Origin of the sequence: Lysinibacillus sp. NPDC098008 (assembly GCF_044760715.1) — a bacterium.
Classification (GTDB): Bacteria; Bacillota; Bacilli; order Bacillales_A; family Planococcaceae; genus Lysinibacillus.
Genome location: NZ_JBIWBA010000006.1, coordinates 128,489 through 136,581, shown reverse-complemented (window position 1 = coordinate 136,581; position 8,093 = coordinate 128,489). Strand labels below are relative to the sequence as shown.

The window sequence follows — 8,093 nt, the reverse complement described above, 5'->3', positions numbered from 1 at the left end:
TGCAAAATAGCCAACTATCCGAAAAAAATCTAGGATAGTTGGCCATTCGTCGTGCGTACCGTAAAGGTGCGCTATTTTTTATATTTCGGGCTTACGGTCTTTCTCTGTATAGAGAAAGTGGATTGAAATTAAAGCTGCAGCACGGTTACCAATAAAGCGCGTTTGTCTTTCTCTGTATAGAGAAAGTGGATTGAAATTCTATAAATGATTTTGCAATATCTCGCTTAGATGTCTTTCTCTGTATAGAGAAAGTGGATTGAAATGGCTCTTGGAATAACGCTATTGAACTTGCAGGGTATGTCTTTCTCTGTATAGAGAAAGTGGATTGAAATACCATTGCAAGCCCTAATCCTGAAATATCTGCAAGTCTTTCTCTGTATAGAGAAAGTGGATTGAAATCCAAAGGCATCACCTCATTATGCTAGTTGCTTTGGTCTTTCTCTGTATAGAGAAAGTGGATTGAAATTTTTGTAATACGTTGTAGTTCACTGTATACGTAGTCTTTCTCTGTATAGAGAAAGTGGATTGAAATGAATATCCCGCATTACGTCTTTGTGTTGACGCCCGTCTTTCTCTGTATAGAGAAAGTGGATTGAAATGTCTGATTAATAGAATCCTGCATTTGCTGATAAGCCGTCTTTCTCTGTATAGAGAAAGTGGATTGAAATTAAACTAGGCATTGGTGCTCTAAAGATAATGGACGTCTTTCTCTGTATAGAGAAAGTGGATTGAAATTTGCTTGAAAACGAAACATATTTCGAAGAATTGGTCTTTCTCTGTATAGAGAAAGTGGATTGAAATGTTGATGGTGCTGGGATGACATTTGATTAATACGTCTTTCTCTGTATAGAGAAAGTGGATTGAAATATGCACAATGACTTGTAATTGATTCATGGTAAAACGTCTTTCTCTGTATAGAGAAAGTGGATTGAAATAATCAGATCCAGCACCAATCCATTGGGTAACATGTCTTTCTCTGTATAGAGAAAGTGGATTGAAATTAAATATCTAAGTTGCTGCATAGCGTAGTGTGGACAGTCTTTCTCTGTATAGAGAAAGTGGATTGAAATGTTAAATTGTGATATATTCATAGCCCTCACAAACAGTCTTTCTCTGTATAGAGAAAGTGGATTGAAATAACATTCCGCGTGCTGTAGCATCGATTGAACGTGCTGTCTTTCTCTGTATAGAGAAAGTGGATTGAAATAATGAATGCTATTAAAGGTTGGACTTTTGGTGATTGTCTTTCTCTGTATAGAGAAAGTGGATTGAAATATCTGCTACTTAGTTGTGGATGGCGATACATTTGTCTTTCTCTGTATAGAGAAAGTGGATTGAAATAGAACCGTTCGTGAGATGGCTAATCAAGCGATTGGTCTTTCTCTGTATAGAGAAAGTGGATTGAAATCAAGCAGGTATAAATGCTTTTCGTAAATGCTCTGTGTCTTTCTCTGTATAGAGAAAGTGGATTGAAATTACCAGCGCCTAGCCCTCCCTGGAACAAAATATGTCTTTCTCTGTATAGAGAAAGTGGATTGAAATCGCCACCTTGTACCAATCTGTGTAATCTAGCATTGTCTTTCTCTGTATAGAGAAAGTGGATTGAAATCACCATATTAGTTACTGCTGCATCTGTTTGTACTGTCTTTCTCTGTATAGAGAAAGTGGATTGAAATACTCACTAACTCTATGAAGCATATAGCCCCAAAGCGTCTTTCTCTGTATAGAGAAAGTGGATTGAAATAAAGAAAATGTGTTTTTGGTAGTAACACACCGTTGTCTTTCTCTGTATAGAGAAAGTGGATTGAAATAACTGAAGGTTGAAAGGGATTCGAGAGCTTGCAAAGAGTCTTTCTCTGTATAGAGAAAGTGGATTGAAATAATTTTGCGCTGGCGCATTGTACTCATGTCATCGTCTTTCTCTGTATAGAGAAAGTGGATTGAAATTGCTGGGGCTAGTAATACCCCAGCAGAAAATACGTCTTTCTCTGTATAGAGAAAGTGGATTGAAATTTCTTGCGCTAAATCCAAAAAAGAGATTGGTACTGTCTTTCTCTGTATAGAGAAAGTGGATTGAAATTGCGTTACAGCGAGTATGTCCGCCTGCGTATCGGTCTTTCTCTGTATAGAGAAAGTGGATTGAAATGTAGATGGGGATGTAGTAGATGATCGCTCGCTAGTCTTTCTCTGTATAGAGAAAGTGGATTGAAATATAATCCATGGTTTTGCGATGCTCCAAAAGAACCGCGTCTTTCTCTGTATAGAGAAAGTGGATTGAAATGGTTTTTTACGTTTATTACCAATATTACAAATTGGTCTTTCTCTGTATAGAGAAAGTGGATTGAAATCTCCTTAGCGCTTAAACACGCCCACTTTATTAATTGTCTTTCTCTGTATAGAGAAAGTGGATTGAAATAAGCTATCTTGAACGCCAATACAAGAAGGACAACCGTCTTTCTCTGTATAGAGAAAGTGGATTGAAATAAATTCATTTGCCGTTTCTGTTGCAGCCCCTGTAGTCTTTCTCTGTATAGAGAAAGTGGATTGAAATAAAATCATCGCCAATTATACCTGTTTGAGCTGACAGTCTTTCTCTGTATAGAGAAAGTGGATTGAAATTGCTCATAAATAAAGACACGTCTTACTGAGATAAAGTCTTTCTCTGTATAGAGAAAGTGGATTGAAATTTACAAAGGCATTGAATTAGTCAATACAGTATTGTCTTTCTCTGTATAGAGAAAGTGGATTGAAATTCTAAAGAGAATGGCGAAAGAATGATAGTAAATGCAGTCTTTCTCTGTATAGAGAAAGTGGATTGAAATCCTGTACCAGGAGAAGATGACGATACAGAAACGCGTCTTTCTCTGTATAGAGAAAGTGGATTGAAATTGATGACAACGGTTGATCTGTTGGAGTTGAACTCCGTCTTTCTCTGTATAGAGAAAGTGGATTGAAATTATGGTATTGAGGCTTCTAAACTATTGAAGAAAGTCTTTCTCTGTATAGAGAAAGTGGATTGAAATGATCAATAACAGTTAACAGTCCATTTCTTTCACCGTCTTTCTCTGTATAGAGAAAGTGGATTGAAATGGCTCCTTATCCTCCTTGCGCTACGCTACAGTCCGTCTTTCTCTGTATAGAGAAAGTGGATTGAAATGTTGTATTTTTCTTCGGACAGGCTCTTTTTTCTGTCTTTCTCTGTATAGAGAAAGTGGATTGAAATACTATTATAGCTGCTCGTCCGAGTATGGGGAAAACGTCTTTCTCTGTATAGAGAAAGTGGATTGAAATCAGCCAGTCCTCAAAAGTAATGTAAGGCACAGTTGTCTTTCTCTGTATAGAGAAAGTGGATTGAAATCAAAACTGTTAAGTTATGAATACGTTTTAATATACGTCTTTCTCTGTATAGAGAAAGTGGATTGAAATGGTTATCGACAGACTTGACGATTTAGCTGGCAGTGGGTCTTTCTCTGTATAGAGAAAGTGGATTGAAATAAGATAATCATATGGTGATTGATGGTAAAACATAGTCTTTCTCTGTATAGAGAAAGTGGATTGAAATAAAATAAACACCTCAATCAAAAAAAGGCAATTGGCGTCTTTCTCTGTATAGAGAAAGTGGATTGAAATGATAGTATCTAACCGCATATCTTTATCGAGTAGAGCGTCTTTCTCTGTATAGAGAAAGTGGATTGAAATTTCGAGATGAGGTAGAGGGAGATACGATAAAAACGTCTTTCTCTGTATAGAGAAAGTGGATTGAAATCAAAAATCGAAACAATTGAAATGACAACTGGTGCGTCTTTCTCTGTATAGAGAAAGTGGATTGAAATTTTTATTAGCTCGTAGACGTCTACTGATTCAGGTGTCTTTCTCTGTATAGAGAAAGTGGATTGAAATCCTTTGCCGTACTCATTTAAAAATCCCTGGTATTCGTCTTTCTCTGTATAGAGAAAGTGGATTGAAATCACAATTTTTGCAGTGGATGAGGATGGACGTGAGGTCTTTCTCTGTATAGAGAAAGTGGATTGAAATTTTAAAAGCCCCGACTATATTCATGCCGATGTAAAAGTCTTTCTCTGTATAGAGAAAGTGGATTGAAATGTTGTGGAAGGCTCAACCGTTTTCTTACCACGTAGTCTTTCTCTGTATAGAGAAAGTGGATTGAAATAATTGTTTATGCATAGTTGTCACGCTTAACTACGTCTTTCTCTGTATAGAGAAAGTGGATTGAAATTATATGTCGATGTGATTGTGGGAATATCACAGAGGTCTTTCTCTGTATAGAGAAAGTGGATTGAAATCTCAAATGATTGAAAATGAGGAATCAATGGTATCTGTCTTTCTCTGTATAGAGAAAGTGGATTGAAATTGTAGATGAAAAAACAAAGCGACACATCATCACGTCTTTCTCTGTATAGAGAAAGTGGATTGAAATGCCAAAACAGCCGAGGAAGTACATTTACTGCATGTCTTTCTCTGTATAGAGAAAGTGGATTGAAATCATTGGCAATTTACCTTATGAGCCACAAGCCCAGCGTCTTTCTCTGTATAGAGAAAGTGAATTGAAATGATAGTTAATTGCTCATCATAAAAATCAACGTGGTCTTTCTCTGTATAGAGAAAGTGGATTGAAATTTCTAGGATCAGATCGTTGTAGTGATAAGCCTGTGTCTTTCTCTGTATAGAGAAAGTGGATTGAAATCTGGTGAAGACTATGACGTGTGAATGGGGTCATGTCTTTCTCTGTATAGAGAAAGTGGATTGAAATCAGTCGTAACATTTGAAGAAATCGATATGGTACACGTCTTTCTCTGTATAGAGAAAGTGGATTGAAATTATCTAAAAGTATGATGATTGAATGGTATGGAGGTCTTTCTCTGTATAGAGAAAGTGGATTGAAATGCGTTGATTTATTGCCCTTTTCGTCTGTCGCCTCGTCTTTCTCTGTATAGAGAAAGTGGATTGAAATCTAGAAGATGCACCGGAACAAGCGAATGAAAAAAAGTCTTTCTCTGTATAGAGAAAGTGGATTGAAATTATAGCAGCTATTGGGGCTACGGCAGTAGTTGGTATGTCTTTCTCTGTATAGAGAAAGTGGATTGAAATGCTCACCTTTATATGACCAACTGGCAGGTTCTGCGTCTTTCTCTGTATAGAGAAAGTGGATTGAAATACAATTTCGACTTGAGCTTTTGTCGCACCTGTCGTCTTTCTCTGTATAGAGAGAATGGATTGAAATCTTTATAACACGGGCAGGTGTGTATATTGGGAGTTTCTCTCTGTATAGAGAAAGTGGATTGAAATGTATTAGTATTGGCTTGAGCATATGAGAATACGGTCTTTCCCTAGATAAAAACCATTGTAAATCCTATATTCGACTTTTCTGAAGCCTTACGCTGAAACAGGGAAAGATCGTGTGAATGTATTTTTAGTAATAACTAAATGAACGCTCTAGCTTACCATCAGGACTAAAAATGGTTCGGTAGGATGCGGTAGGTAGTAGGCGCTCGCAAAAGAGCTGCGCCGTATCCTCAACTGCCATTCCCCGCACTGCCCCGTATAAGCTGCTTTATAAGAAAACCTCCTCCGCAAGCAAACCTCCTCTAGCCATTTCTTTAAATCATCTTAATACTGCCTTTACATTTATTTTGTATGATACGAGAGATTACGTTATTTTAGTTGGAGGTTTACGATGAAATTTAAAAATTTAGCCGCATTCACAGCAGGAATGACCATTGCACTCACGAGCTTTCACACACCGTCAAGGGCTGAAGCATTGTTAAATATGGATGTTACGTCCCGCTATGATTCAGGTGTACAAAATGAGGATGGCGGTGCGACAGAGATTGTTGCTTATAATGCTGACAATCAAAAATACTATGTTATTAATGGTACAACGAAGCAAATTGAGGTAGTATCTTTCCCAAATAGCACAGCATACAGTGCCTTAAAGGCTGACAAAAGCATTAATCTTGAGGAAGGGCTGAAAAAAATGAACCCTGCCTTTACATATGGTGATGTAACAAGCATTAGCATCAACACAGAGCTTAAGACAATTGTAGCAGCAGTACAAGCTGCAGGTACAAACGACAATGGCTTAGCCGTATTTTTAACTTATGACGGTACGATTCAGCATGTCGTCGAAGCAGGTAAGCAGCCAGATATGATTACCTTTACATCTGATGGCAAAAAAGCGCTTGTCGCAAACGAGGGTGAGCCGCGTGAAGGCTATAACAATGCCATTGATCCAGAAGGAAGTATAACGGTCATTGATTTAGCAGATGGTGTCACAAATGCGACAGCCCAAACCGTAACATTTAAGGCGCTAGATGAGCAACGTGAGAAATTAGTAGCACAAGGGGTAATCATTAAGAAAAATACCCTTCCTTCCGTTGATTTTGAGCCAGAATATATTGCGGTCGATCAAGCAAGCGATAAAGCATATGTCACATTGCAGGAAGCAAATGCCATTGCGATATTTGATTTAACCACAAACGAATGGCTTGATGTAAAATCGCTTGGGGTAAAGGATCATAGCTTAGCTAAAAATGCACTAGATTTTAGAAAAGATAAGAAAATCGCTATTCAGCCTGAACATATATTTGGGCTTTATATGCCAGATGGAATTGCTAGCTATGAGGTAAATGGTCAAACGTATTTAGTAACCGCCAATGAAGGCGATTCACGTGATTGGGACGGCTATCTTAACGAAATTGAAACGGAATTAGATGGCAATGAAGTCGTTTTAGTTGACGCATCTGATTATGATGGTCTAGATACAACGAAAGCCTATAGCTTTGGTGCGCGTTCGTTTTCCATTTATGAGGCAGATACAATGAAGCAAGTATACGATAGCGGCAGTGATTTTGAAAAAATAACAGCAGAAGCTTTCCCGGAATATTTCAATGCCTCCAACAATAATACAAAGCTGGATAATCGCAGTGGCAAAAAGGGACCTGAGCCAGAGGATGTAAAGATTGGACAAATTGGCGACCGCTTCTATGCCTTTGTTGGGCTTGAACGTATCGGTGGCATAATGATGTATGATATTACAAACCCACATGCTCCAACATTTGTGCAATATGTCAATAAGCGTGATTTTAGTGAGGATATAAAGGGCGATGTATCACCAGAGGGGCTAGCATTTATTGCGGCAGAAAAAAGTCCAACAGGCTTGCCAACTTTACTGGCTGCACATGAAGTAAGCGGAACAGTAGCAACCTATACAATTGGTGTGCCAGTAACATTTACTGATATTCAAGGTCACTGGGCACAAGCAGCTATTGAGCAGGTAGCAAGAGCGGGGATGTTCAATGGTGTGACAAAGGAGCAATTTGCGCCAAACAAGCCAATAACAAAAGCCCAATTTATTACAGCTCTCAGTCGCACACAAGAGCTAGCACCATCTGCACAAGCACCGTTTACAGATGTAAAGGCAACACACTATTTTGCAGCTGCTGTTGCATGGGCATACAATAATAGATTGGTTGATACAACAAGCAAGCAATTCAAGCCAAGCAATGCCATTACACGTGAGGAAGCAGCACAAATACTCTATCGCTACCTACAGCATACAGGCTATGAATTGTCACAACAGCAAGCACAGCAAACTTATGCAGATGATCCAGCTATCTCACCAGCAGCAAAAGAAGCAATCTATGCATTACAGCAAGCTGGCATTATGACAGGCAATCAGCAGCAATTCAACCCACAAGCCACTTTAACAAGAGCGGAAGTAGCCAACATTTTACACATCCTATTTTCATAATGGATACATTCGTAAGCCCTGAAGTATTTTCGGGGCTTTTTACTATTTGGTAGGAAGCATTCAATAAATTTTTTATGTAGCTTGGAACTTAATGCAAATTGATGCAGTCTAATACTATAAAGTTTATGGTTTATCGATATAAACTTATTGATAAACAATAAATAAGTTGTCGATATTGAATGCTATCGTTTTGCACTAGATGAATAATGATAGCCGTACGATGAAAAGGAACTTTGAGGTGAAGCAATTTGGCAAATAGGATTGAACGTAACAGAATGCTAGCAGTATTGGGGAAGGCTCGTATCACAATGACGAGGGCGAC

General features: G+C 38.2%; 1 protein-coding gene and 1 CRISPR repeat array. The gene reads left to right on the top strand.

All coding sequences use genetic code 11. From position 1 onward, the window contains the following. Positions 1-96: 96 nt before the first annotated feature. Positions 97-5,307: a CRISPR direct-repeat array (repeat unit 33 nt; unit sequence GTCTTTCTCTGTATAGAGAAAGTGGATTGAAAT). A gap of 388 nt (positions 5,308-5,695) precedes the next feature. Then, positions 5,696-7,771, top strand: a complete 2,076-nt coding sequence (locus ACIQVU_RS08790; protein WP_340805571.1) for a choice-of-anchor I family protein — start codon at positions 5,696-5,698, stop codon at positions 7,769-7,771. The last annotated feature ends 322 nt before the right edge of the window (positions 7,772-8,093 follow it).

Bases quoted from the DNA above. Each gene is read 5' to 3' on its own strand.
- ACIQVU_RS08790 (WP_340805571.1), top strand. From the start codon at position 5,696: ATGAAATTTAAAAATTTAGCCGCATTCACAGCAGGAATGACCATTGCA.